This is a genomic window from Flavobacterium sp. 25HG05S-40, assembly GCF_052654735.1.
On the sequence record NZ_CP199750.1, the window covers coordinates 260,449 to 284,373 of the forward strand.

A 23,925-nucleotide genomic window follows, 5' to 3' on the forward strand; every position below is an offset into this window, starting at 1 on the left:
TTTTATAATGTTGACTTATTTGACACTGTTCTTCCAAAAAATCTATCGTCTTTATCGGTTCTTCCGCTGTCTTCCATTGGAAACTCTTTTCTCATGGGAAAAGAAACCATTTCATCCATATTAAGAATTCTTTTTAGCTGGGGATGTCCAATAAAATGGATTCCGAAGAAATCCCAAGCTTCTCTTTCCATCCAGTTTGCACACTGAAATAAGTCTGTTATCGTTTTGAGTTCTGGATTTTCAGGCAAATAGGTTTTAACTCGGATTCTAATGTTTTCCATCCAATTGTGTAGCTGATATACAACGGCAAACTGATGTTCATCGTCATTATCCGGAAAATGAATTCCAGTTAAATCAGTGAGAAAATGGAAGTTTAAATCTTCTTGTACTTTTAGAAATCGAATCACTTCATGTATTGTGGCTGGTGTTGCTTCAAAAGTGAAAATATCTCTTTTCATTTCAAAATTCAACACATTGTTGCCGAATTGGTGTGATAATTTTTCTTGTATAAAAACTGTTTCTAATGCCATATTAAAGGTTGTAAGAAGCTAGTAATTCTTTATATTCTGGTGAATTTCTTCGTCTAACAGATTCGTTTCTCACCAATTCTTGCAATTGCATAACACCATCTACGATTTGCTCTGGTCTTGGAGGACAACCCGGAACATATACATCTACAGGGATTACTTTATCGATTCCTTGTAAAACAGAATAAGTATCAAAAACACCTCCTGAACAAGCGCAAGCACCCACAGAAATAACCCAGCGAGGCTCTGACATTTGTTCGTATACCTGACGTAAAATAGGGGCCATTTTTTTGGAAATAGTACCCATTACCATTAGCATATCGGCCTGACGTGGAGAAAAACTTACTCTCTCAGAACCAAAACGCGCTAAATCGTAATGAGAAGCCATAGTTGCCATGAACTCGATTCCGCAACATGAAGTGGCAAAAGGCAAGGGCCAAAGCGAATTCGCTCGGGCTAATCCAACAACATCGTTCAGTTTTGTAGCGAAGAAACCTTCACCTACAACTCCTTCTGGCGGAGCAACCATATTTGGTTTTGTATCCATTTTTATTTTGAATTGTAAATTTTAAATGAAAACTAATTTAAAATTCAATAGTTATAATTTAAAATAATTTGATTATTCCCACTCTAGAGCTTTCTTCTTAATGATGTAGAAAAAGCCTACTAAAAGTAACATCATAAAAATGACCATTTTAATCATGCCTTCTACACCCAATTCTTTGAAGTTTACTGCCCAAGGATATAAGAAAATCACTTCGACGTCAAACAATACAAATAAAATAGCTACTAGAAAATATTTAACTGAGAAAGGAATTCTGGCATTACCAACGGATTCAATACCACACTCGAAGTTTTTGTCTTTATTTTTAGAGTGTCTTTTTGGGCCTAAAAAATTCGAACCAATAATAGTCATAACCACAAATCCTACAGCTAATCCCGCTTGCATAAGAATTGGTAAATAATCTGATTGAGTAGACTGCATAGTGCTTAAAGTTAGTCGTAATTTAAATAGCCACAAATATACATCGCATTATTTAATTCGCAAAAGTCAAGCAATAAACGTTTGTTATTAAATACTTAAAATTAGTTATTTAAATTGATTCTAAACAATAAAACAAAGCATAAAAAAACGCCCCGGTTTCGGGACGTGATTTCTTAGGTAATCAAAAAATAATATATATTAGTCTTCGATAGCTACTACTTGAGCTGCTACTTTACCTTTTCTTCCTTCTTCTTCTTCGTAAGATACTTTGTCACCTTCGTTTAAGTTTTCTGTCTTAATTCCAGTTGCATGTACGAAAATGTCTTTTCCAGTTTCATCATCTGTGATAAAACCGTAACCTTTAGACTCGTTGAAAAATTTTACTGTTCCTGTGCGCATTTTGTATTGTAAAAATAATTAATAATGTTCAAAGATATATTTTATTGCGACATAACAAGCATTTCTGCCTTAAATAATTAATATTTTGTTAAAATTTAATTCTTTCTTTAAATTATTGATAGAGAAATACTTGCAACATTTCAAATTTAGACTTAAAAAACGCAACTGATTTTGTGTAATTCATCGATAGCTTCTTAAAATTCTGTGAATTTGATAGAAATTACTTCAAATCTAATTTAATATACAATTCTTTCAATTGTGCTTCGTCAATTGCTGATGGTGCATCTATCATAACATCTCTACCGGAATTGTTTTTCGGGAATGCAATAAAGTCTCTGATAGTTTCCTGTCCGCCAAGAATTGCCACTAATCGATCCAATCCAAAAGCCAATCCACCATGAGGAGGTGCCCCAAATTGGAAGGCATTCATTAGGAATCCAAACTGTTCTTCTGCTTGTTCAGGAGAAAAGCCTAAAAGCGATAACATTCTGCTTTGCAATCCTTTATCATGAATACGAATCGAACCGCCTCCAATTTCATTACCATTCAATACCATATCATAAGCATTGGCTCTAACATTTCCGGGTTCGGTATCAATTAATTTCATGTCTTCCGGTTTTGGAGAGGTAAAGGGATGGTGCATCGCATGAAAGCGCTCATTTTCTTCATCCCATTCTAACAAAGGAAAATCCACAACCCATAACGGAGCAAATTCATTTGGATTTCGCAATCCTAAACGGGTTGCTAATTCCATACGAAGCGCCGATAGTTGTGCACGAGTCTTGTTTGCCGGACCAGAAAGGACAAAAATCATATCGCCCGCTTTTGCTTTGGTACATTCTGCCCATTTTTTCAAATCCTCTTGGTCATAAAACTTGTCTACAGAGGATTTAAATGTTCCGTCTTCTTCACATTTTACGTATACCATGCCGCTCGCTCCAACTTGTGGGCGTTTTACCCAATCAATTAGAGCATCTATTTCTTTTCTGGTTAGCGAAGCGCAATTGGGTGCTGCAATTCCGACTACTAATTCGGCTGAATTGAAAACGCTAAAGTCTTTGTGTTGTGCTACCGAATTCAACTCGCCAAATTTCATTTCGAAACGAATATCCGGTTTGTCGTTACCATAAGTTTTCATCGCGTAATCGTAGGTAATTCTTGGGAATTCTGCTACATCAATACCTTTTAATTCTTTGAGTAAATGACGCGTTAATCCTTCGAAAACATTTAAAATATCTTCTTGTTCCACAAAGGCCATTTCACAGTCAATCTGCGTAAATTCTGGCTGTCTGTCGGCTCTTAAGTCTTCATCTCGGAAGCATTTTACAATTTGGAAATATTTGTCCATTCCGCCTACCATCAATAACTGTTTGAACGTTTGTGGTGATTGCGGTAAGGCATAAAATTGTCCTTCGTTCATGCGGCTTGGCACGACAAAATCTCTAGCGCCTTCTGGAGTAGATTTGATTAAATACGGTGTTTCTACCTCACAAAAATCTAAATCAGACAAATATTTACGAACCTCCATAGCTACTTTGTGTCGGAAAAGCAGTGAGTTTTTCACGGGATTTCTTCGAATGTCCAAATAGCGGTATTTCATGCGGATATCTTCACCACCATCGGTTTCGTCTTCAATAGTGAAGGGTGGCACTAAGGCTGCGTTGAGAATGGTCAGTTCTGAAACCAGAATTTCAATATCTCCTGTAGTCATATTGGCGTTTTTCGACTCGCGTTCAATAACAGTCCCTTTTACCTGAATGACAAATTCTCTTCCCAATGATTTGGCTTTATCAAAAACTAATTTATCCGTACGTTGTTCGTCAAAAATTAATTGCGTGATTCCATAACGGTCGCGTAAATCTACCCAAATCATAAATCCTTTATCGCGTGATTTTTGAACCCAGCCTGCAAGTGTTACTTCTTTGTTTATATGTGTAGTGTTTAATTCACCACAATTATGACTTCTGTACATTTAGAATATTTTTTTTGCAAAAGTAAAAAACTAAATCTATAAACAGCGCTAAACTTAGTGTCAAGTTTAACAAATCGTTTATGAATGCGATAAAAAAAACTACTACATTTGAGTTTTAAAATTAAACGATTACTTATGAAAAATCTATTTACTTTCCTTACTCTAATTTTGATTTCTTCCTTATGTTTTGCACAAGATGCTGTACAATTTGAGGCTAAGATTGACAATAAAAATGGAGATGTTTTATACATCAAAGACAACAACATCATCGTTAAAGAGATTAAAATTGATGACAAAGGACTTTTTAAAGCGTCATTTTCGGTAAAAGAAGGGATGTATCAAATGTTTGACGGAGCGGAGTATGCGCAGTTGTATCTGAAAAACGGATTTGATTTAAAAATGACCATGAATGCGGCTGAGTTTGATGAGACCATAAAGTTTGAAGGAAAAGGGTCGAAAGAAAATAATTATTTGGCACAAGAAGCTTTAGCAGAGGAGAAGTTTGGGTATGATAAATTGTTGGGATTAGACGAGCCCAATTTCAACAAAGCCATTGAGCAAAAAAAGAACGCTGATGCTGAGAAATTGAAGCAAGCCGGATTGGACGCTAAATTTGTCGAATTGCACAAAGCCGGATTAGACATGAATATGCTCGGGTTACAGCAATATTATGCTCAAATTAGTGCCAATAGAAAACTGAATAACTCCAAAGCACCTAATTTTGATTATGAAAATCATGCCGGCGGAAAGACAAGTTTAGAAAGTTTGAAAGGCAAATACGTTTATATCGATGTTTGGGCAACTTGGTGCGGACCTTGTCGTGCTGAGATTCCGTCTTTAAAGAAAGTGGAAGAGCAATTTCACGGTAAAAACATAGCCTTTGTCAGTATTTCGGTAGATGTTGATAAAGACCACGAAAAATGGAAAGCATTTGTGAAAGAAAAAGATTTAGGTGGAATTCAATTATTTGCTGATAAAAATTGGTTGTCCGATTTTATTAAAGCATTTAACATTAACTCCATTCCAAGATTTCTTCTAATTGATCCTAATGGAATTGTTGTAGATGCTGATGCTGCAAGACCTTCAGACCCAAGATTACAGGCGCAATTGAGCCGTTTGTTACCATAAGATTGTTAAAATGCTGATTTACAAAGCCTCGATTTTTCGAGGCTTTTTTATTTTCCAATGTTAAATTTTCATCCAATGTTACCAAATTGTTAAGCAAAAGTTTTTTTAATGTAAAATAATTGATACATTTGTTATGTAATTATGAATATTTAAAACCTACAACTATGAAAAAGATAATGATTTTAGGAGCATTAGTAATCTCAGGATTCACTTTTGCACAGGCAAAAAAACCAATGTTGGAGCAAGAAGGTAACCTTGTTAAGGCTACTTATTATTATGATAACGGACAAATTCAACAACAAGGATATTTCAAAGAAGGAAAGCTTGAAGGAAGTTGGGTTGCTTTTGATGAAAAAGGAAATAAAAAATCAATTGGAGAATATACTAATGGTGAGAAAACCGGGAAATGGTTTTTTTGGAATGATAAATCGCTAAGCGAAGTAGATTATAGCAACAGCAGAGTTGCTAATGTTAAGTCTTGGAAGCAAGATGCACTTGCCAAAAACTAAAAGTTAATTATTTATATTGTAAAAAGGGAACTCCATCGAGTTCCCTTTTTTATTGGAATTACTTTTCTATTACTCTTGTTTGACAGAAAGAGAAAATAAAAAGAGTCAGATATAATTTCTTAAAAACGATAGGTGATCTCAATAGCCCCGATAGAAGCTAGCTACCCTGCCTGACGGGAGACAGGTATGTAGCGCGGATAGCGGGAGGATGTTTGACAGAAAGACATGCGAACTGCTCCTGAGAGAAAAATAGAGAGCATAAAAAAAGGGAACTCATTAGAGTTCCCTTTTTTTATGAAAGCGTTTGTTTTATAAAGCTTTTCTATCTCTAATCCAATATTTGGTTCTTTTCACTAAGTAGAACATTACCGGAACCATGACCAAGGTTAAGACAGTGGCATAGGTCAATCCGAAAATGATGGTCCAGGCCAAAGGTCCCCAGAAGATTACGTTATCACCACCCAAATACAAGTGCGGATTCAAATCGGTAATCAGTCCGAAGAAGTCAAAGTTTAATCCGATAGCTAACGGAATCAATCCTAAAACCGCAGTCAAAGCAGTTAATAAAACCGGGCGCAGACGCGATTTTCCACTTTCGATAATTACTTCTTTAATTTCGTCCAAAGTCAAATCGTTGTGCGATTCTACTCCTTTATCGGCTACTTTTTTATCCAAAAGCAATACGAAGAAGTCCATTAATACAATACCGTTCTTTACTACAATTCCCGCCAGCGATATGATTCCCATCATGGTCATCAGGATTACGAAATCCATATTGGCAATGACGTAGCCATAGAAGACACCACTGAAACTTAGGATTACCGTGAACAAAATTACTACTGTTTTTGAAACCGAGTTAAATTGCAGCACGATAATGATTGTAATTCCGGCCAATGCTAAGAATAAAGCATACATCAAGAAGCTTTGATTTTTGCCTTGCTCTTCTTGAACTCCAGAGAACGAATAGGTTACGTCTTTCGGCATTTTATAACCATTCAGCTCCGTAGCGATTTGTTTGGTAATTTCGTCGCCATTAAAACCAGTCAATACATTGGAATATACCGTTAGAATACGTTTGTAGTTCTTTCTTTTGATTTGATTGTACGTATTGGTTTTCTCGGTTTGTGATACTGCCGAAATCGGAATCTGCATCATTTGACCATTAGCTTGATTTCGGAATGTAAGCGACTGGTTGAAAAGAATGTTTTCATTTTTACGCTGGTCTTCCTGCATACGTACCACAATATTGTAATCGTCATCGCCTTCTTTATAAGTCGAAATTTCCTGACCGTATACAGAACGACGTAAATTAAACCCCAATTGTCCAGTAGAAACACCAACACTTCCGGCATTTACACGGTCTACTTTAACTTCCAGTTCCGGACTTTCTTTGTTGACATCAACATTCAGTTTTTCGATTCCAGGAATGTTTTTCTTGTCGATAAAGGCAATGAGTTTATCGGCTTCTTTCAACATCAAATCATAATCACTTCCGGTTAATTGGATACTGATTGGATAACCGGCTGGTGGGCCATTGGCATCTTTTTCGACCGTTACATTGGCTCCGGCAATTCCTTTTACTTTCGCTCTAATTTCTTCTAGAACATCGGCAGTGCTGTAGCCTCTTCTGAATTTAAATTCGGAAAAGTTAACCGTTACCTTTCCTTTGAAGGGAGTTTCCGATGCGTTTCCGGCATCCACATTGGGGTTTCCGGCACCGATACCCACCTGAGAAACGATACTTTCCGCTAAGAAATTTTCTTTAGTGGTTTCATCAACATATTTACTCAAAATACCGATGACCTGTTTTTCAACAAAAGTGGTCGCTTTGTTCGTTTTTTCGATGTCTGTTCCCTGAGGATACTCGATGTAAACAATCGCTTGATTCGGAATATTATCCGGGAAAAACAATACTTTTCTTGGGAAGATTCCCAATAGCACGAAAGAGAAAATCAACATTCCGATAATGGTTCCCAATCCAATCCAAGCATTTTTTCCGGTAAGTATTTTGGCTAAAAAGTTTTGATATTTAACCTCCATTTTCGGGAAGAAATTATGTTGAAAATCTTGCGTCCATTGGTACAATTTCAATCGGTACAACCACATTAATACTAGTGAAATTATCGCTAAATGTCCGATTGCTTTCGCAAATTTTGAATCGTAAATATTTCCAAGGAGTACAAATATCACGGCGATAATCGTAAATACAATGGAATATGTTTTGGCTGATTTTTTAGTTACATTTTTATCTTCAATATCCATAGAACCTCCTGTCATAGCCGCATTGACTACCATGGCGACGAATAATGAAGCGGTCAAGGTAATGGTTAATGTGATGGGGAAATATTTCATGAATTTACCCATTGTTCCAGGCCAAAGTGCAAAAGGCAAGAACGCCATCAAGGTTGTTGCTGTAGAGGAAATAACCGGCCAAGCAATTTCACCAATACCAATTTTAGAAGCCTGAATTCGGGGCATTCCTTTTTTCATATTGGCAAAAACGTTATCAACAACAACTATTCCATCGTCAACCAACATTCCCAATCCCATGACCAATCCGAACAACACCATAGTGTTCAGCGTTAAGCCAAAGGCAGACAGAATGGTAAATGCCATCATCATGGATAACGGAATTGCCGCACCAACGAACAAGGAGTTTCGTAGTCCCATGGTAAACATCAGTACAATCATTACCAATACGATTCCGAAGATGATGTGGTTGGACAACTCATCAACCTGATGCTCTACTCGTGAAGATTGATCGTTGGTCAATTTAAGCTTTAAATCTTTTGGCAGATAGCGCTCTTGCGCCGATTTGATTTTTTCTTTTACCTGTTCAATGGCAGAAATCATGTTTTGATTCGAACGTTTTTTAACGTTCAACATTACTACTTCCTCACCTTTTTCACGAGCATAGGTCGTTTTCTCTTTTTCTTTGAAGGCAATTACAGCGATGTCTTTCAGATAAACTGTTCCACCGTTGTGTTTTACAATTACGTTTTCAAGCTCTTTAGGGTCTTTGATTTCCCCAACAATTCTGATGTTGTTTCTAGAACCTTGTGATGTTAAATTTCCGCCCGAAAGCGTCATGTTTTCATATTTCACCGCATTCTGAATATCATCAAAAGAAACTTGTGCGGCAGTCATCTTGAAGATATCGACAGCAATTTCTACTTCTTTGTCATCCACACCCAAAATATCTACTTCTTTAACTTCTGGAATTTCTTCGATATCGTCCTGAAGTTTTTTACCGTAGTCTTTCAACTGTTGCGTGGTATAATTTCCTTGCATATTGATGTTCAAAATCGGCACTTCTTCCGAAATATTCAACTCAAATACACTGGGTTCTACTTTACTTCCGTTGTCTAAGTTAGGCCAATCGGTATCAGCTTTTACAATATCAACCTTGTCTTTTATTTTGGTTTTTGCTTCTTCGATTCCGATTTTGTCGGCAAACTCGACTACAATCATTCCGTAATCTTGGAATGAACTGGCGGTAACTTTATCAACACCGCTAATGTTCTTGATTTCTTTTTCTAAGGGCTTGACAATCAATTTTTCTACATCTTCCGCTGAGTTCCCAGGGAAAACAGACGAGATGTACACTTTATTTTCGATGATTTCCGGGAAATCTTCACGAGGCATGGTTACATAGGCCATAACACCTGTGACTACAATTAATAGGGTCAAGATATACACTGTGACACGATTGTCTACAGCCCAACTTGATATACCGAATTCTTTACTTTGATGGCTCATTTAATTTTAGATTTTAGATTTCAGATATTAGATTTTGATATTTAATATCTAAAATTTGATATTAGAAATTTAATTTCATTCCGTCAGAAATGGTGTTCACACCTTCCGTTACGATAACATCATTGGCAGATAATCCGCTTAGGATTTCAGTAACATTATCCGAAGATTTTCCAGTTGAAACCACTACTTTTTTGGCTTTTCCGGTTTTTCCATTGCTGTTTTCAACGGTATACACATATTTTTCGCCTTTACCGTCTTCCTGAATTACATTTGTTGGCACTACCACAGCATCTTTACTTACATAATCGATGATTTTTAGTTTAGCCACCTGATTAGGACGTAATAAATTATCCGGATTGGGAACACTGACTTCAATACCAAAGCTTCGATTATTCGGATTGATAAAATTACCAACTTGACGTACTTTTCCTTTATAGGTTTTGCCTAAGGAAGTCAAGTAAACATCTACTTGATCACCTACTTTTAATTTTCCGATATACGTTTCAGGAACAGAGGTAGAAACATACATATTTGATAAGTTTACGATGCGCATCAAACCTTGGACACTTGGCGCTACAACCTGACCTTTTTCGGCAAACACTTCATCGATAGAACCGGTGAAAGGTGCACGAATCACTGTTTTTGATAACTGAGCTTTTATTTGTGCTACGGCTTTTTGAGCCGAAATCATCTGAGTTTGTGCTTGTAAATATTGAATTTCAGAACCAATTTTTTTGTCCCAAAGATTTTTTTGTCTTTCAAAAGTAGTTTTGGCCAAGTTGTATTGATTTTCGGCACTTGCTAATTGAGAGCTCATTCCGGCATCATCAACACGCGCTAAAATTTGTCCTTTAGCAACGCGGTCTCCGGCTTTAACGGTTAACGAAGTCAAGGTTCCGCTATATTCCGGTTGAATCAAAATATTTTCTTTGGTGTCTACATTTCCTTGAATGTCCAGGTAATGATTGAAAAGTGTATCTTTTAATGTCAAAACAGAAACTAATGCTTCTTCATTTTTTACATCCAATGTGGCTAAACCAGCTTCTATTTGCGCAATTTCAGCCTGAAGTGCTGTTTTTCGTTCATTCAACGCTTTCACGTTTTTGGTTTTGACTAAATCTTCTATGTTTGCTGTCTTTGTTCCGTTAGAGCAGGCAAAAAGAACTAAGGAAAGTACTGAGAGTATGATTATTTTCTTCATTTGTAATAGATTAGTTTTTGTTGATAATTTTTTCTAAAGCAGCTTTTTTATTGATAATATTTACCATTGATTGTAGGTAGTTTTGTTGCGCAGTGTACAATTGTCTTTGCGCTTCACTGAAGTCAAAGCTTGATGATAAACCTTCGGTGAATTTAATTTCTTGTTTACGCTCGATACGATCCGCCAGATTCAGATTGCTTTTGGATGTCGCATATTCTTCTACGGCAAATTCATACTCGCTTTTTGCTTTTTCGTACTGCAATTTCAACTGTTGTTCCGTTTCTGTAAGCTGCGTTTTGGCTTGCTCCAAAGCAATTTTAGCTTGTTGTGTTCGAGCATGTCTACCGAAACTACTGAAAATAGGCACATTCAAACTTGCACCTACATAAGAATAGTTTAACCATTTTTGATCTTGTGAAAAGAATCTGAATTCATCGCCAAAGGCATTGTATCCAAAATTAACATTCGCAGCCAATGATGGTAATGCTTTGCTTCTTTCTAATTTCAATTCTAACGAACGTTGTTCTTGGAAGTTTTGTGCAATCTGATAGTTGACATTATTGTCAACAGTGAATTCTCCCGAACTAAAAGCCAAATCCAAGTTGGATAGCGTTAAACTATCTAATTTGTCCGTAAGTTTTAAGTCGGCGTTGATATCAATTCCGAGGGTCAATTTTAGCATTTTGGTAGCCACATCCAATAATCGTTTAGTATTGTTAAGATTACTATTGATAATGGCTAAAGTGATTTGCAATTGCTCCACGTTTTCTTCTTCTATCAAACCATTTTTGAAGGTTTCTTGCGTATCGCCCAATGTTTTTGATAAGGTCGTTTTGTTTTTTTCAAGAATAGCAATGCTTTCTTCTGCTAATAAGACATTTCCATAAGCATTGATGACCATTTCCCTGATTTCAGTATTGGTTTTCTGCTTGGCATTTTCATAATATTTCAAATAGGTTTTAGAAGCTTGAAGGGCAACAATATAGGAACCATCAAAGATTAATTGGCTCAATGTAGTTCGAGCGGTCATCGAGTGATTGGCACCTAACGGAATCTCCTGTCCATTAAAAAAAGCTTTCTGAATTTCGAAGTTTTTTTGATAATCTAGACCAGCGCTTATTTGAGGTAATCCGGTTGCCGTGGTTTCCCATTTTTTCTGTTTGGCCGATTCAATATCTCTGCCGGCATTGATAGCAGTATAGTTATGCTCCAAAGCGTGATTGATGGCTTGTTGCAAACTAAAAGAATAACTTTCCGTTTTGTCCTGAGCTTGTGACAAACCCACAAACAATAGAAAGATTATTGATAGATTCTTTTTCATAGATTGATGTTTAAGTATTAAGATTGTGTAATTGTTTTTCAAGTTCTGTGATTCCGGCTGGTGTAGCTATGGCTCTGGTGTGATATTCTAATGCTTTAGCTTCGAGCTCATAAGCGTCTTTTTCCAACTGGGTGTTTTCATTGATGGAAAAAATCAGAGTGTAGTAAAAATTAACGGCAGCTTCAATATCGGTTTCTTTTCGATACAAGCCTTCTGCAATTCCTTTAATGATGTTTTGACGGAACATATGACTACAGTCTTCGATTTCGTTTGCCATCATTTTGGCATATATTTCTGGGTAATGCTTTTTTAGTTGATAGGCTGGAGATTGGTCAAAAGACTGAAACATTTGTTTGAACATTTCGCGTATTTCAAAGTTTTCGGCAATAGCATTGTAATTTTTGGCCACTACGTCATCCATCAAAGCATGGATTTTTTGATGTACTGCTTCCGTACCTTCTTCAATAAGCATTTCTTTATTGCTGAAATATTTGTAGATTGTTTTTTTTGAAATACACATTTCACACGCAATATCATCCATAGTAACACTCTTAAAACCAAGTCTTAAGAACATGTCGGTTGCTTTTTTGATGATTTTCTCTTTCATGATATGTTAAAAATTATAGGGCAAAAATAAGATGGAAACTTTTAACACTAAAATAGTTTCCAAAGTATTAACGTAAATTTAACATTAGCAGAAAAAGACACTTTTGTATTACGGTCATAATATCTTAAATTAGCCGAAAATATTTTCATGCGCGCAATTTCCCACTATCAGGAACTGATTTCAAAGCATTTCGATTCTTTAATCTTGCAAAAAGAGCCTACTAATTTGTACGAGCCTATTCAGTATATTCTTGCGCTGGGCGGAAAAAGACTGCGCCCGGTTTTAACCTTGATGGCTACTGAGGTTTTTGATGCTGATGCCGAAAAAGCACTTGCTGCTGCTACTGCAGTTGAAGTTTTTCATAACTTTTCGTTGATTCATGATGATATCATGGATGATGCTCCGTTGCGAAGAGGAAAAGAGACCGTTCATGAAAAATGGAACATCAATACCGGAATACTTTCAGGCGATGCGATGCTTATTTTGGCCTACCAATATTTTGAAGAGTACGAGTCTAAAATATTTAGAGCGTTGGCCCAACTTTTTAGTAAAACCGCTTTAGAAGTTTGTGAAGGACAGCAATACGACGTCGATTTTGAAACGCGTGATGATGTAACCATTCCGGAATACTTGAAAATGATTGAGTATAAAACGGCAGTTTTGGTTGGAGCCGCGATGAAAATGGGCGCAATTGTGGCCGAAACGTCTACAGAAAATGCTAATGCTATTTATGATTTCGGACTCAATTTAGGAATTGCTTTCCAGTTACAAGATGATTACTTAGACGCTTTTGGGAATCCGGAGACTTTTGGAAAGCAAGTTGGTGGCGATATTATCGAAAATAAGAAAACTTATTTGTATCTTAAGGCAATGGAGTTTGCTTCCGAAGCTCAAAAAGAACAATTATTACATTTGTTTTCGATTCAACCTAATGATAATACTGATAAAATCAATTCGGTTAAAGAAATCTTCAATGAAACTGGAGCTTCAGCGGCCACACAAAAAGCGATTGAATCGTATACTTTAAAAGCGCTAAAAACGTTGGATGAAGTACAAATAAGTGTCGATAAAAAAAATATTTTAGAGGCATTTGCACAAAAATTAATGAGCAGAAATGTTTAGGCTTATATTCAAATATGAGTGATTCTTATTTGTTTTATAACCCAAAAGAAAATCCGAAGGCACAAATTATATTGGCCTTATTTTTCCCAGTTTTCACCATAATAGCACTCGGATTGGACAGCGTTTATTTTAAAGATGCTTATTTTGATGGTCGAATGCTTACGAATTTCTTGGCCGTTATTTACTTTTCAATACTTTTTTACTTTTCTGAAAGTGAGTTGCGAAAGTTGATGTTTGTGATGGTGTTCTTATCCTACATCGGTGAACTTATTTTTTGCAGCCTACTGGGAATGTATCAGTATAAGGGCATTCAAATTCCGTTTTATGTTCCTTTTGGTCATGCCATTGTATATGCTTCCGGATTTATTTTTGCCCATACTTTGTGGTCTATTCAAAATACTGTTTTTTTAAAAAAAGGGTTTATTGTCTTTTTTGTGTCTCTTTTTTGTGCCGTAGGCTTTCTTTTGAAGGATTGGTTTACCTTGATTTTTGGACCTATATTTATCATGTTACTTCTCAGAAAAAAAGGACATAACTTATACAGTTTTATCGCATTATGTGTTATTTTTATAGAATTGGTAGGAACTTATTTCCAATGTTGGACATGGTCTCCGAAAATATTTGACAGTATCCCTACAATAAATCCACCTATGGGAGCCGTTTTCTTTTATGCTGGTGGTGACGTTTTGTTGGCTAAGATTGTATCACGTTGGAATTCACAAATTACTAAAAAACAAGCAAAAACATGAATTTTGTTGCGCCTTTAAACACAATCCAATTACTTTCGGAAGCCGAAAAAGAAAATTTATATTCAAAATTAATAGACCAAATCAACAAGGATTTTAATTTTGCCAACGAAGCGATTGATTTTCCTCAAAGCACTTCGCCTGATGAATTGAAAGTACAGCTACACGAAAAAGTGTATCGTTTAATTCAGTATAAGTACACCGAATTATTAAACTTACTCTACATTATCGATGTTCCCGAAGATACTGTCAAACAGTTAGATGGTTCAGACACCGTCGAGCTTTCGGAACAGATAGCATTTCTCATTTTAAAAAGGGAATGGATGAAAGTTTGGTTTCGAAACCGCTATTAAAAAAACACCCTTACAAATGGCATAAAAGCACTGCCGTAAATATCCTTGTCTTTATCGTACAATACGTTAATTCTTCCACCAATAATTACATTTTCTTGACGATATCCACCGCCTAAAAACAAACCGGTATTCCAAAAACTCCTACTATAATTGCCGCCCAAATCTACATACTTATTATTGACATTTACTTCTTCTAGTTCCAACGAAAGCTGTACTTCTTCAATAGGATTGAAGAAACCCATGATGCTTCCGCCAAAAACGTTGGAGGAATAATAATTTTTTTGTTTTAAATAACTGTATTGTAGGCCACTTCCCAAGGCAAAATAGTCGTTAAAATTGTAGATAGCACTTGGTGCAACAGTAATGTTAGTATATCCACTACTGATTCCGAGTCCCAAACCGCCACCAAAATCAACACGCTCCCAAAATGCACCTGTTTTTGCTTTTGGCAATGGTTTTTCCTGAGCCGAAATGACAGAACTAATTCCTAAAATTACAGTCAGTAGAACCAATTCCGCAAAAGTTGTAACGCTCTTCATTCGCATGGCATAATATATATTTAATTAGCGATATAAATGTATTAAAAACATTGAAAGATTATCACAAATATCATACTTTTGCATTTGATTTTTCTAATACAAAGACTATTTACCAATAAGCTATGGATAGGTTTTCCTTTTTAAACGCAGCACATACCGAGTTTTTTGCCCTTTTATACGAACAATACCTTCAAAATCCTGATAGCGTAGAGCCAAGTTGGAGAGCCTTTTTTCAGGGTTTTGACTTTGGAATGACGACCTATAATGAAGAGCATGTTGCCGAAGCTTCGGTTCAGCAATTGGCCAATTATGCCACAAATGTTCCGGCAAATGTTCCGGTTTCTGATAAACTTCAGAAAGAGTTTAATGTTCTGAAACTAATTGACGGATATCGTTCACGAGGTCACTTGTTTACCGAAACCAACCCAGTTCGCGATAGAAGAGTGTATACTCCCACTTTAGATCTAGAAAACTTCGACTTGTCATCGGCAGATTTAGATACCGTTTTTGATGCTGCTAAAATATTAGGACATCAGCCAAAGACACTAAAGGAAATTATAGCACACCTTAAAAATGTATACTGCCAACACATTGGGATTGAGTATATGTACATGAGAAAGCCTGAAGTGATTCAGTGGATTCAAGACCGAATCAACATCAACGATAATCTTCCGAATTTCGATAACGACCAAAAGAAACACATCTTAGGAAAACTAAACGAAGCGGTTTCTTTTGAAAGCTTCCTGCACACCAAATATGTAGGTCAAAAACGTTTCTCCCTCGAAGGTGGTGAGAGTTTAATTCCGGCCTTGGATGCTGTAATTGAATCCGCAGCCGAAAAAGGAGTGGAGCATTTTGTCATGGGAATGGCGCATCGTGGTCGTTTAAATATATTGGCCAATATCTTCGGAAAAGCCACTCAGGATATTTTCTCTGAATTTGACGGAAAAGATTATGATAAAGAATATTTCGACGGCGATGTGAAGTACCACTTAGGACTAACATCGGAACGAAAAACAAAATCGGGTAAAAAAATCAACCTTAATTTGGCGCCAAATCCGTCGCACTTAGAAACGGTTGGTGCTGTTATAGAGGGAATTACTCGTGCGAAACAAGACAAATATTTTCCGGACGATTTCTCTAAAGTTTTACCCATAGCCGTTCATGGTGATGCAGCGGTAGCCGGACAAGGAATTGTGTACGAAATTGTTCAAATGTCGCAATTAGATGGCTATAAAACAGGTGGAACCATTCACATTGTGATTAATAATCAAGTCGGATTTACTACAAATTACCAAGACGCACGTTCGTCGACGTATTGTACCGATGTTGCCAAAGTAACCTTATCTCCTGTACTTCACGTAAATGCAGACGATGCTGAAGCGGTGGTACATGCGATGCTTTTCGCCCTAGATTTCCGAATGGAGTTTGGTCGCGATGTGTTCATCGATTTGTTAGGCTACAGAAAATATGGTCATAACGAAGGTGACGAACCTCGCTTTACACAACCGGTTTTGTACAAATTGATAGCGCGTCATAAAAACCCAAGAGAGATTTATGCCGAAAAATTAATCACAGCAGGTATTGTTGATGCGGCCTATTTGACTAAGATAGAAAACGAATACAAAGAGAAGTTAGATGAGAATCTAACGGCTTCTCGTAAAAAGGATTTAACCATCATCACGCCTTTTATGCATGATGAATGGGAAGGTTTCGTTCAGGTTTCAGATGACGAAATGCTGAAAAAAGTAGACACTAAGTTTGATAAAAAGAAACTGGACGAAATCATCGTTTCGGTTTCGACTTTACCTTCTGATAAAAAATTCATTAGCAAAATTTCCAAAATTGTTACCGACAGAAAAACTATGTATGACAATGACGTCATCGATTGGGGAACAGCGGAAACGTTGGCTTACGGTTCTCTTTTGACCGAAGGCTACGATGTTCGTATCTCGGGTCAGGATGTAGAAAGAGGTACTTTTTCGCACCGTCATGCCGTGGTAAAAGTGGAAGACAGCGAAGAAGAAGTGATTCTTTTAAATACAGTCAAAGATATAAAAGGCAAGTTCAATGTTTTTAATTCCTTCCTTTCAGAATACGGAGTGCTTGGTTTTGATTACGGATACGCTTTGGCAAATCCGAATGCTTTAACCATTTGGGAAGCCCAGTTTGGAGATTTCTCTAACGGAGCCCAAATCATGATCGACCAGTACATTTCGTGCGGTGAAGACAAATGGAACAACCAAAACGGAATCGTTTTATTGTTGCCTCACGGTTATGAAGGACAAGGAGCAGAACACTCTTCAGCTCGTATGGAACGCTACTTGCAGCTTTGTGCCCGTCACAATATGTATGTTGCCGATTGTACCACGCCAGCCAATTTCTTCCACTTGTTGAGAAGACAGATGAAAACCAAATTCCGCAAACCGTTGGTGGTATTTTCGCCAAAAAGTTTGTTGCGTCATCCCTCATGCGTTTCCACTCGAGAGGAATTGTACAAAGGAAGTTTCCAAGAAACCATCGACGATGCATCAGTAGACAAGAAAAAAGTAAAAACAGTAGTGTTCGTCACCGGAAAATTCTACTACGATATTTTGGCCGAAAGAGAAAATTTAGGCAGAAATGATGTAGCTTTGGTACGTATCGAGCAGTTATTCCCGTTACCGGTAGCTCAATTGCAAGACATTATCAAAAGTTATCCTAATGCCGACGATTTCGTTTGGGCACAGGAAGAACCCAAAAATATGGGCGCTTATGGCTATATGTTAATGAATTTCGATTTAGTAAAATGGCGATTAGCATCATTAAAAGCCTACGCCGCACCTGCAGCAGGAAGTCATACTAGAGATAGAAGACGTCACGCCGATGCCATCCGAATGGTTTTTGATAAGAATTTATTCCAATAATTAGGAGCTATTACCCGCTTTCCGCGCTACATGGTAGCCAGCTGCAATCGGGGCTAAAAAGAAAAAACATTTAAAATTTAAAATTCATAATTTAAAATATATTTAGGATGATTTTAGAAATGAAAGTCCCTTCACCGGGAGAATCGATTAAAGAAGTAGAAATTGCTACATGGTTAGTGAAAGACGGCGATTACGTAGAAAAAGACCAAGCTATTGCTGAGGTAGATTCTGATAAAGCTACTCTGGAATTACCAGCTGAAGCTGCTGGAATCATTACGCTAAAAGCGGAAGAAGGCGATGCGGTTGCCGTTGGTGCTGTTGTTTGCCTAATTGATACTAGCGCTGCTAAACCAACATCAGTCGAAAGTCAAAAGTCGGAAAGTCCCAAAGAGGAAGCGCCAAAAGTAGAAGAAAAGAAAGCCGAAGCTCCAAAAGCAGCTCCAGCTTCAGCAGCATCGTATGCCGCACAAACACCTTCTCCGGCAGCTAAGAAAATATTAGACGAAAAAAACATACAACCTTCAGAGGTAGTTGGAAGTGGAAAAGGCGGTAGAATTACAAAAGATGACGCTGTAAACGCAGTGCCTTCTATGGGAACACCAACAGGAGGGAACCGTGGTTCAGAAAGAACAAAATTATCCATGTTGCGTCGTAAAGTGGCAGAAAGATTAGTATCTGCCAAAAATGAAACAGCGATGTTAACTACGTTCAATGAAGTGGACATGACAGCCATTTATGCTTTACGTGAACAATACAAAGAAGAATTTAAAGCCAAACACGGATTAGGATTAGGATTCATGTCATTCTTCACCAAAGCCGTTACAAGAGCCTTACAACTGTATCCAGATGTAAACTCAATGATTGACGGCCAAGAGAAAATCTCATACAATTTCTGTGATATTTCTGTTGCGGTTTCAGGTCCAAAGGGATTAATGGTTCCGGTAATGAGAAGCGCTGAAACATTGTCTTTCCGTGGTGTTGAAGCTGAAATCAAACGTTTAGCGTTGCGTGCTCGTGACGGACAGATTACGGTGGATGAAATGACAGGAGGAACGTTCACGATTTCAAACGGAGGCGTTTTTGGAAGTATGTTGAGTACACCGATTATCAATCCACCACAGTCTGGAATTTTAGGAATGCACAATGTGGTTGAAAGACCTATCGTTAGAGATGGCCAAATCGTAATTGCACCAGTTATGTTTGTGGCTCTATCGTATGATCACCGAATTATAGATGGTCGTGAATCTGTGGGATTCTTAGTTGCTGTCAAAGAAGCCTTAGAAAAGCCTGTTGAAATTTTGATGGATAACAATGCGAAGAAAGCTTTAGAACTATAGTTTTTTCCGCCTCGGATGAGGCGCCTATATATATGTAAAATCCCGCTTCTTTATAGGAAGCGGGATTTTTTTTAATTTTTGTATTTATTTAGTTTTCGTCAACCGTTACTTTACCTGAAAATGTACCTTCCGTAATAACTAGGTCAGCACCTGCTCCAAAGGGCTCTACAGTTCCTGAAAAAGTTCCTTTTGCTGAATTGGCATCGTTTGTGGTAACATTGGAAGTCAAAGCTACTGGAATGTAATCGTTTGTAGCGGTGTAATAATTAAAATTAGCGACTTTATCGGCACCAGTACCAGTTGCAAGATCAAATTCTACTTCTTCAGTCGGATTGTCAATATTGCCAGTATATCCATAAACAGATGTGGTTCCGCCAAAGGAGTAGATTACTGTCTTAAAGTTTTTTTTAACTCCGTCAACTTTCATACTCATAGAACTTCCTCCACCGCCATCGCTTGAACAAGAGTTTAAAGAAACGCTTAATGCAACTGCAGACACGAATAGAAATAATTTTTTCATTTTGTTTTGTTTTTAAGTGATTAGCCACAAAACTAGACGTTTATTTTAGTTTTGCAAATTATTTCGGATTTTTTTACTTGAAAAAGTAGAAAAAAATTTGTTAAAAATAGCATAAAGCTATTTAGGCAAACTTCACCTATTGAAATGTAAAGCATAGTAAGATTATAGAATTGTTTTCGTTTATTTGTATTCCGCGTGAGCGATGGGAGCAAGTATCGTGTACTGCGGACAGCGCGGTCTCGTCTTTAGACGAGAACACGCCTAAAAAACATTCTATGAAAAAAAGCAAAAAGGAAGCGGCCATCGGATTTATTTTTATCACGATGCTTATTGACATTACAGGCTGGGGAATCATTATTCCGGTCATTCCGAAACTTATTTCGGAACTGATTAACGGTGATATTAGTGAGGCCTCTAAATATGGAGGTTGGCTGACTTTTGCGTATGCGATAACGCAGTTTTTGTGTGCTCCTCTGATTGGGAATCTCAGTGATAAATACGGTCGACGGCCTATTATTCTGATTTCGCTTTTTGCCTTTGCTTTGGATTATCTTTTACTGGCTTTTTCGCCCACTATAGTTTGGTTGTTTATTGGACGTATTATTGCCGGTTTAACAGGAGCCAGTATTACGACCGCTTCTGCTTATATTGCTGATGTGAGCACACCCGAGACTAGAGCTAAGAATTTCGGAATGATTGGAGCGGCTTTTGGATTGGGCTTTATAATTGGTCCTGTGATAGGTGGATTGTTGGGACAATTTGGTTCGAGAGTTCCGTTTTATGCCGCGGCTATTTTGTGTATGTTGAATTTTCTGTATGGTTATTTCATCTTACCCGAATCGTTGTCTAAAGAAAACAGAAGAGCTTTTGAATGGAAGCGCGCCAATCCGATAACGGCATTTATTCGTTTGAAAAAGTATCCTACCTTAATTGGTTTAATTACAGCCGTTTTTCTTTTGTATGTGGGCTCACATGCGGTGCATAGCAATTGGAGTTTCTTTACGATGTACCGTTTTAACTGGGATGAAAAAATGGTTGGGATTTCGTTGGGTGTAGTTGGTTTATTAGTAGGTTTGGTGCAAGGAGGCTTGGTTCGTTGGACCGGTCCAAAACTCGGAAATCAAAAGAGTATTTATATAGGTTTGGCTTTGTATAGTGTGGGGATGTTGCTTTTTGCAGTGGCAACAGAGAGTTGGATGATGTTTGTATTTTTGATTCCGTATTGCCTTGGTGGCATTGCCGGACCTGCTTTGCAAGCGGAGATATCGGGGCAAGTGCCAGCCAATGAGCAGGGAGAGATTCAGGGAACTCTAGCTAGTTTGATGAGTGCTTCGGCCATAATTGGACCACCGATGATGACGAATACTTTTTACTTTTTCACCCATAAAGAAGCACCGTTTCAATTGCCAGGTGCACCTTTTATTTTAGGAGGATTTTTGATGTTGTTGAGCACCTTTATAGCGTTTTATTCAATGAAGAAACATTTTGCTCCTAAACCCAAAACGGAATAATAGGATATAAAAAAACCCAAGCAATTATTGCTTGGGTTTTTTGTTTTATCAAGAGCTATAATTACTCTTTTAAAATCTTAACGGTTTTTTCTTGTCCGTTGCTGGTTACTTTCACAAAGTACATTCCTCGTGTCAATCCAGACAAATCGATTTCGGTTTGTAGGTCGTTAACTTTTATAGATTGAATTCGTTGTCCTAAAACAGATATGATTTCAACAGTATCGATAGTTGATGTATTGGAGAGCGTCAAATTATGTTTCACCGGATTTGGATACAATCTAAAATTATCAAAAACAAAATCAGAGGTTCCTAATAGTGGAACAAAAGTACTTGTCCAAGTGTTGGTAACAATAGCCGGATTGAAATCGAAGTAAATGTTGGCTGTATTTGCTATAACATCGCCAATTACATAGCCAGGTTTTGGTTTTACTTGAAACACTATATAACCATGACCAATGATAGGATTACCCGGAATTGATGGCTCTAAGTTCACACCATTAAAACGCCAAGTTAAATTGCGACCTATACGATCTAAAACATAAGCATGACTTGACGCTACCATTTTAACGGAAGTTTCATCAAGTTTGGTGTCCAGAACATCCTCAACTCTGATGTTGATAGCTTCAGCTGTTCCCGTGTTTTCAAAACGTATAGTATATGTTAAATAATCATTCGAGGTGAAGCTAGAAAACAATACTTGTGGGCCATGACTTTCGGCTTTGTCATTAGGGTCATAGGAACCAACGATAATTCGCGTTTCTGTGCTGCTATTGTTACTAGTATTGATGTCGTTAGCTGGTACAGTAATAGTAGCAGTATTTGTAACCCAATCTCCTAATTGAACTGTCGGTATTGTTGGTACTTGTAAGCTTACCGTAAGGGAAGCAGATTGACCTGGAAACAAGTTGGTAAAGCTGTAGGTAAATCCAGTTGCAGTTGGAGTTGCTCCCGAAGGATAAGTAGTAATGCTTACATTGTTATCATGTGTGTAAGTGATGGTTCCGGAAGCAATTGTTTGATTACCATTGTTTACATAAGTAATAGAGTTATTGTGAATAAACCCTGGTCTTGGCGGAGCACTACTGAAAAGATATACCCCTAAATCATTATAAGGATTTAAAGCAGATAAAGCAAAATTGTAAGTTACTACACCAGATCCATTAGCCACTGTGACGTTCGGATAAGCCGCAGGAGTTACCGTATATCGAACTGCAAATTGCGGGTCGATAGTATACCCTAAATCATAACTATTGGCAGGATTGGTTTCATACAAATAATGCATCCCATCGGAAGAGGTTATGTTGTGTATAATTCCATTATTGTTTAATTCATATTGGAATGAACCATAGTTTACACTTGGCTCACCGTTTTGCTGTGTTCCATTAGAATTGTAATCAATAAAAGCGTTTAGCTTAATTCCGTTAGTAATATTCAAACTTCTTGTGTTTGTGGTAGTAATGCTTATAGGATTCCCTGAACGAGTTCCGTTAGTTTGAATGGAAACAATTACGGAGCCACTATTAATATCTGCTTGCGTAATGGCATGGATTCCGGTATAAGTTGAATTATTGTTGGCACTAGGATTTAAAAGCGGAATCGGTGGTCCACCATTAATATTAACCTCTGAACTGGTAATCGAAATATTAGTAACGGCAATGCTACCTAAATTCGTGATAGAATACGTGTAATTAATAACGTCGCCTACATTGGTAATGCCATCGCCATTAAAATCTTGATAAGTAGCCGTAATAGCTGTTGATAATGAATTCACTACAGTTATGTTTACCGTAGAGGTCACACAATTATTAGGGTCGCTGTTTACACAATAAAAATACGTTAGCGGATAAGTGCCAGGTGGTGGGCTTCCTATTAATACTACATTGGCAGTTGCAGGATTAATCGTGAAATACGGCGAAGCCGTGGAAGAAACCTGATTGATAGTTACCTCGCTGACCGTTATCGGAATTCCTCCGTAAGTATCATTGGAAAGTACATTTTCCAATATAATCTGAGGTGCAATCAAACCAGTAGAAATTGTTACAGATTCCGCTACAGGGATAACTGGCACTGGAGTGACCTGCACATAAACTTCGGCAACAGTACAATTATTTGGATTTGAAATTTGGCATATTTCATAGGCAATGGCATAGAATCCAGATGGGGATCCAGCATTTAATACAACAGAACCATTAGGCTCTAATGAAATATTGTTTGAAGCTGAAATTTGGGTAAGATTAACTTGAGACAGTGTAACCGGAATACTGTTTAGCGTATCATTCCCTAAAACATTTTGGATGACAATTTGCACTGAGTTAGAGCGCGTAACTGTAACTTGATCATTGTTAGCAATAAGTTGCGCTTGTAAATTTGTGCTGAAGAACAAACCAAAACCTAGAACTAGTAGTAAAGCGAAGTAATTTTTTTTCATAGTATAAGACTTTATAAATCAAATGTATGAAAAAAAGATGTAGGAAACTTTAAAT

At 37.2% G+C, this 23,925-nt stretch carries 20 protein-coding genes; 8 read left to right on the plus strand and 12 right to left on the minus strand.

Annotated elements, in window-relative coordinates; all coding sequences use genetic code 11:
* Window positions 1-2: 2 nt before the first annotated feature.
* From ACULEU_RS01145 to aspS, 5 genes are all read right to left on the minus strand, one after another.
* Window positions 3-530 carry an NADH-quinone oxidoreductase subunit C gene (locus ACULEU_RS01145; protein WP_445453626.1) on the minus strand — a complete coding sequence of 176 codons (528 nt, stop codon included), beginning with the start codon at window positions 528-530 and terminating at the stop codon, window positions 3-5.
* Window position 531: 1 nt separating this feature from the next.
* On the minus strand, window positions 532-1,074 hold the full coding sequence (locus ACULEU_RS01150; RefSeq protein ID WP_445453627.1) for an NADH-quinone oxidoreductase subunit B: 543 nt from the start codon (window positions 1,072-1,074) through the stop codon (window positions 532-534).
* A gap of 72 nt (window positions 1,075-1,146) precedes the next feature.
* Window positions 1,147-1,512 carry an NADH-quinone oxidoreductase subunit A gene (locus tag ACULEU_RS01155; protein ID WP_445453628.1) on the minus strand — a complete coding sequence of 122 codons (366 nt, stop codon included), beginning with the start codon at window positions 1,510-1,512 and terminating at the stop codon, window positions 1,147-1,149.
* A 198-nt stretch (window positions 1,513-1,710) separates the two neighbouring features.
* Window positions 1,711-1,911 (minus strand): cold-shock protein, encoded by a 201-nt coding sequence (locus ACULEU_RS01160; protein WP_445453629.1) that lies wholly within the window; start codon window positions 1,909-1,911, stop codon window positions 1,711-1,713.
* Between the two features lie 220 nt (window positions 1,912-2,131).
* On the minus strand, window positions 2,132-3,883 hold the full coding sequence (gene aspS, locus ACULEU_RS01165) for an aspartate--tRNA ligase (protein ID WP_445453630.1): 1,752 nt from the start codon (window positions 3,881-3,883) through the stop codon (window positions 2,132-2,134).
* A 135-nt stretch (window positions 3,884-4,018) separates the two neighbouring features.
* On the opposite strand from aspS, the gene ACULEU_RS01170 reads away from it, so the two are divergent.
* Both ACULEU_RS01170 and ACULEU_RS01175 read left to right on the plus strand, forming a co-directional pair.
* Complete coding sequence (locus tag ACULEU_RS01170) at window positions 4,019-5,011, plus strand: TlpA family protein disulfide reductase (protein WP_445453631.1); 993 nt, start codon at window positions 4,019-4,021, stop codon at window positions 5,009-5,011.
* Window positions 5,012-5,175: 164 nt separating this feature from the next.
* Complete coding sequence (locus ACULEU_RS01175; RefSeq protein ID WP_445453632.1) at window positions 5,176-5,520, plus strand: toxin-antitoxin system YwqK family antitoxin; 345 nt, start codon at window positions 5,176-5,178, stop codon at window positions 5,518-5,520.
* A gap of 309 nt (window positions 5,521-5,829) precedes the next feature.
* Here the strand turns inward: ACULEU_RS01175 and ACULEU_RS01180 are convergent, their stop codons facing one another.
* From ACULEU_RS01180 to ACULEU_RS01195, 4 genes are all read right to left on the minus strand, one after another.
* Window positions 5,830-9,279 carry an efflux RND transporter permease subunit gene (locus tag ACULEU_RS01180; RefSeq protein WP_445453633.1) on the minus strand — a complete coding sequence of 1,150 codons (3,450 nt, stop codon included), beginning with the start codon at window positions 9,277-9,279 and terminating at the stop codon, window positions 5,830-5,832.
* A gap of 61 nt (window positions 9,280-9,340) precedes the next feature.
* Window positions 9,341-10,480, minus strand: a complete 1,140-nt coding sequence (locus tag ACULEU_RS01185; RefSeq protein ID WP_445453634.1) for an efflux RND transporter periplasmic adaptor subunit — start codon at window positions 10,478-10,480, stop codon at window positions 9,341-9,343.
* A gap of 10 nt (window positions 10,481-10,490) precedes the next feature.
* On the minus strand, window positions 10,491-11,801 hold the full coding sequence (locus ACULEU_RS01190) for a TolC family protein (protein WP_445453635.1): 1,311 nt from the start codon (window positions 11,799-11,801) through the stop codon (window positions 10,491-10,493).
* A gap of 10 nt (window positions 11,802-11,811) precedes the next feature.
* A complete protein-coding gene (locus tag ACULEU_RS01195; protein ID WP_445453636.1) occupies window positions 11,812-12,408 on the minus strand; it encodes a TetR/AcrR family transcriptional regulator in 597 nt (198 codons plus the stop codon).
* A 147-nt stretch (window positions 12,409-12,555) separates the two neighbouring features.
* Here ACULEU_RS01195 and ACULEU_RS01200 point away from each other — a divergent pair, with 147 nt between their 5' ends.
* The 3 genes from ACULEU_RS01200 to ACULEU_RS01210 are packed head-to-tail and all read left to right on the plus strand — an operon-like array spanning window position 12,556 to window position 14,629.
* Window positions 12,556-13,530 carry a polyprenyl synthetase family protein gene (locus tag ACULEU_RS01200; protein WP_445453637.1) on the plus strand — a complete coding sequence of 325 codons (975 nt, stop codon included), beginning with the start codon at window positions 12,556-12,558 and terminating at the stop codon, window positions 13,528-13,530.
* A 14-nt stretch (window positions 13,531-13,544) separates the two neighbouring features.
* Window positions 13,545-14,279 (plus strand): hypothetical protein, encoded by a 735-nt coding sequence (locus tag ACULEU_RS01205; protein WP_445453638.1) that lies wholly within the window; start codon window positions 13,545-13,547, stop codon window positions 14,277-14,279.
* Entirely contained in the window at window positions 14,276-14,629 is a 354-nt protein-coding gene (locus tag ACULEU_RS01210; protein WP_445453639.1) for a hypothetical protein, read from the plus strand. Before ACULEU_RS01205 ends, ACULEU_RS01210 begins: the two co-directional genes overlap by 4 nt.
* Here ACULEU_RS01210 and ACULEU_RS01215 read toward each other — a convergent pair.
* Window positions 14,626-15,168, minus strand: a complete 543-nt coding sequence (locus tag ACULEU_RS01215; RefSeq protein ID WP_445453640.1) for a hypothetical protein — start codon at window positions 15,166-15,168, stop codon at window positions 14,626-14,628. The genes ACULEU_RS01210 and ACULEU_RS01215 overlap by 4 nt on opposite strands.
* Before the next feature lie 122 nt (window positions 15,169-15,290).
* On the opposite strand from ACULEU_RS01215, the gene ACULEU_RS01220 reads away from it, so the two are divergent.
* Both ACULEU_RS01220 and odhB read left to right on the plus strand, forming a co-directional pair.
* Complete coding sequence (locus ACULEU_RS01220) at window positions 15,291-18,074, plus strand: 2-oxoglutarate dehydrogenase E1 component (protein ID WP_445453641.1); 2,784 nt, start codon at window positions 15,291-15,293, stop codon at window positions 18,072-18,074.
* Between the two features lie 107 nt (window positions 18,075-18,181).
* Entirely contained in the window at window positions 18,182-19,411 is a 1,230-nt protein-coding gene (gene odhB / locus ACULEU_RS01225) for a 2-oxoglutarate dehydrogenase complex dihydrolipoyllysine-residue succinyltransferase (RefSeq protein ID WP_445453642.1), read from the plus strand.
* Between the two features lie 88 nt (window positions 19,412-19,499).
* Here odhB and ACULEU_RS01230 read toward each other — a convergent pair whose 3' ends face one another.
* Window positions 19,500-19,931, minus strand: a complete 432-nt coding sequence (locus tag ACULEU_RS01230; RefSeq protein WP_445453643.1) for a hypothetical protein — start codon at window positions 19,929-19,931, stop codon at window positions 19,500-19,502.
* A 275-nt stretch (window positions 19,932-20,206) separates the two neighbouring features.
* Here ACULEU_RS01230 and ACULEU_RS01235 point away from each other — a divergent pair, with 275 nt between their 5' ends.
* Window positions 20,207-21,442, plus strand: a complete 1,236-nt coding sequence (locus tag ACULEU_RS01235) for a TCR/Tet family MFS transporter (RefSeq protein ID WP_445453644.1) — start codon at window positions 20,207-20,209, stop codon at window positions 21,440-21,442.
* Window positions 21,443-21,503: 61 nt separating this feature from the next.
* Here ACULEU_RS01235 and ACULEU_RS01240 read toward each other — a convergent pair whose 3' ends face one another.
* Window positions 21,504-23,870 carry a DUF7619 domain-containing protein gene (locus ACULEU_RS01240; protein WP_445453645.1) on the minus strand — a complete coding sequence of 789 codons (2,367 nt, stop codon included), beginning with the start codon at window positions 23,868-23,870 and terminating at the stop codon, window positions 21,504-21,506.
* Window positions 23,871-23,925: the final 55 nt, after the last annotated feature.

What these genes read in the sequence shown, in the direction of transcription:
- ACULEU_RS01160 (WP_445453629.1), bottom strand. Translation starts at nt 1,911, where the DNA reads ATGCGCACAGGAACAGTAAAATTTTTCAACGAGTCTAAAGGTTACGGT.
- ACULEU_RS01155 (WP_445453628.1), bottom strand. Translation starts at nt 1,512, where the DNA reads ATGCAGTCTACTCAATCAGATTATTTACCAATTCTTATGCAAGCGGGA.
- ACULEU_RS01210 (WP_445453639.1), top strand. Translation starts at nt 14,276, where the DNA reads ATGAATTTTGTTGCGCCTTTAAACACAATCCAATTACTTTCGGAAGCC.
- ACULEU_RS01220 (WP_445453641.1), top strand. Translation starts at nt 15,291, where the DNA reads ATGGATAGGTTTTCCTTTTTAAACGCAGCACATACCGAGTTTTTTGCC.
- ACULEU_RS01215 (WP_445453640.1), bottom strand. Translation starts at nt 15,168, where the DNA reads ATGAAGAGCGTTACAACTTTTGCGGAATTGGTTCTACTGACTGTAATT.
- ACULEU_RS01200 (WP_445453637.1), top strand. Translation starts at nt 12,556, where the DNA reads ATGCGCGCAATTTCCCACTATCAGGAACTGATTTCAAAGCATTTCGAT.
- ACULEU_RS01185 (WP_445453634.1), bottom strand. Translation starts at nt 10,480, where the DNA reads ATGAAGAAAATAATCATACTCTCAGTACTTTCCTTAGTTCTTTTTGCC.
- aspS (WP_445453630.1), bottom strand. Translation starts at nt 3,883, where the DNA reads ATGTACAGAAGTCATAATTGTGGTGAATTAAACACTACACATATAAAC.
- ACULEU_RS01240 (WP_445453645.1), bottom strand. Translation starts at nt 23,870, where the DNA reads ATGAAAAAAAATTACTTCGCTTTACTACTAGTTCTAGGTTTTGGTTTG.
- odhB (WP_445453642.1), top strand. Translation starts at nt 18,182, where the DNA reads ATGATTTTAGAAATGAAAGTCCCTTCACCGGGAGAATCGATTAAAGAA.
- ACULEU_RS01170 (WP_445453631.1), top strand. Translation starts at nt 4,019, where the DNA reads ATGAAAAATCTATTTACTTTCCTTACTCTAATTTTGATTTCTTCCTTA.
- ACULEU_RS01195 (WP_445453636.1), bottom strand. Translation starts at nt 12,408, where the DNA reads ATGAAAGAGAAAATCATCAAAAAAGCAACCGACATGTTCTTAAGACTT.
- ACULEU_RS01175 (WP_445453632.1), top strand. Translation starts at nt 5,176, where the DNA reads ATGAAAAAGATAATGATTTTAGGAGCATTAGTAATCTCAGGATTCACT.
- ACULEU_RS01180 (WP_445453633.1), bottom strand. Translation starts at nt 9,279, where the DNA reads ATGAGCCATCAAAGTAAAGAATTCGGTATATCAAGTTGGGCTGTAGAC.
- ACULEU_RS01235 (WP_445453644.1), top strand. Translation starts at nt 20,207, where the DNA reads ATGAAAAAAAGCAAAAAGGAAGCGGCCATCGGATTTATTTTTATCACG.
- ACULEU_RS01145 (WP_445453626.1), bottom strand. Translation starts at nt 530, where the DNA reads ATGGCATTAGAAACAGTTTTTATACAAGAAAAATTATCACACCAATTC.
- ACULEU_RS01205 (WP_445453638.1), top strand. Translation starts at nt 13,545, where the DNA reads ATGAGTGATTCTTATTTGTTTTATAACCCAAAAGAAAATCCGAAGGCA.
- ACULEU_RS01190 (WP_445453635.1), bottom strand. Translation starts at nt 11,801, where the DNA reads ATGAAAAAGAATCTATCAATAATCTTTCTATTGTTTGTGGGTTTGTCA.
- ACULEU_RS01150 (WP_445453627.1), bottom strand. Translation starts at nt 1,074, where the DNA reads ATGGATACAAAACCAAATATGGTTGCTCCGCCAGAAGGAGTTGTAGGT.
- ACULEU_RS01230 (WP_445453643.1), bottom strand. Translation starts at nt 19,931, where the DNA reads ATGAAAAAATTATTTCTATTCGTGTCTGCAGTTGCATTAAGCGTTTCT.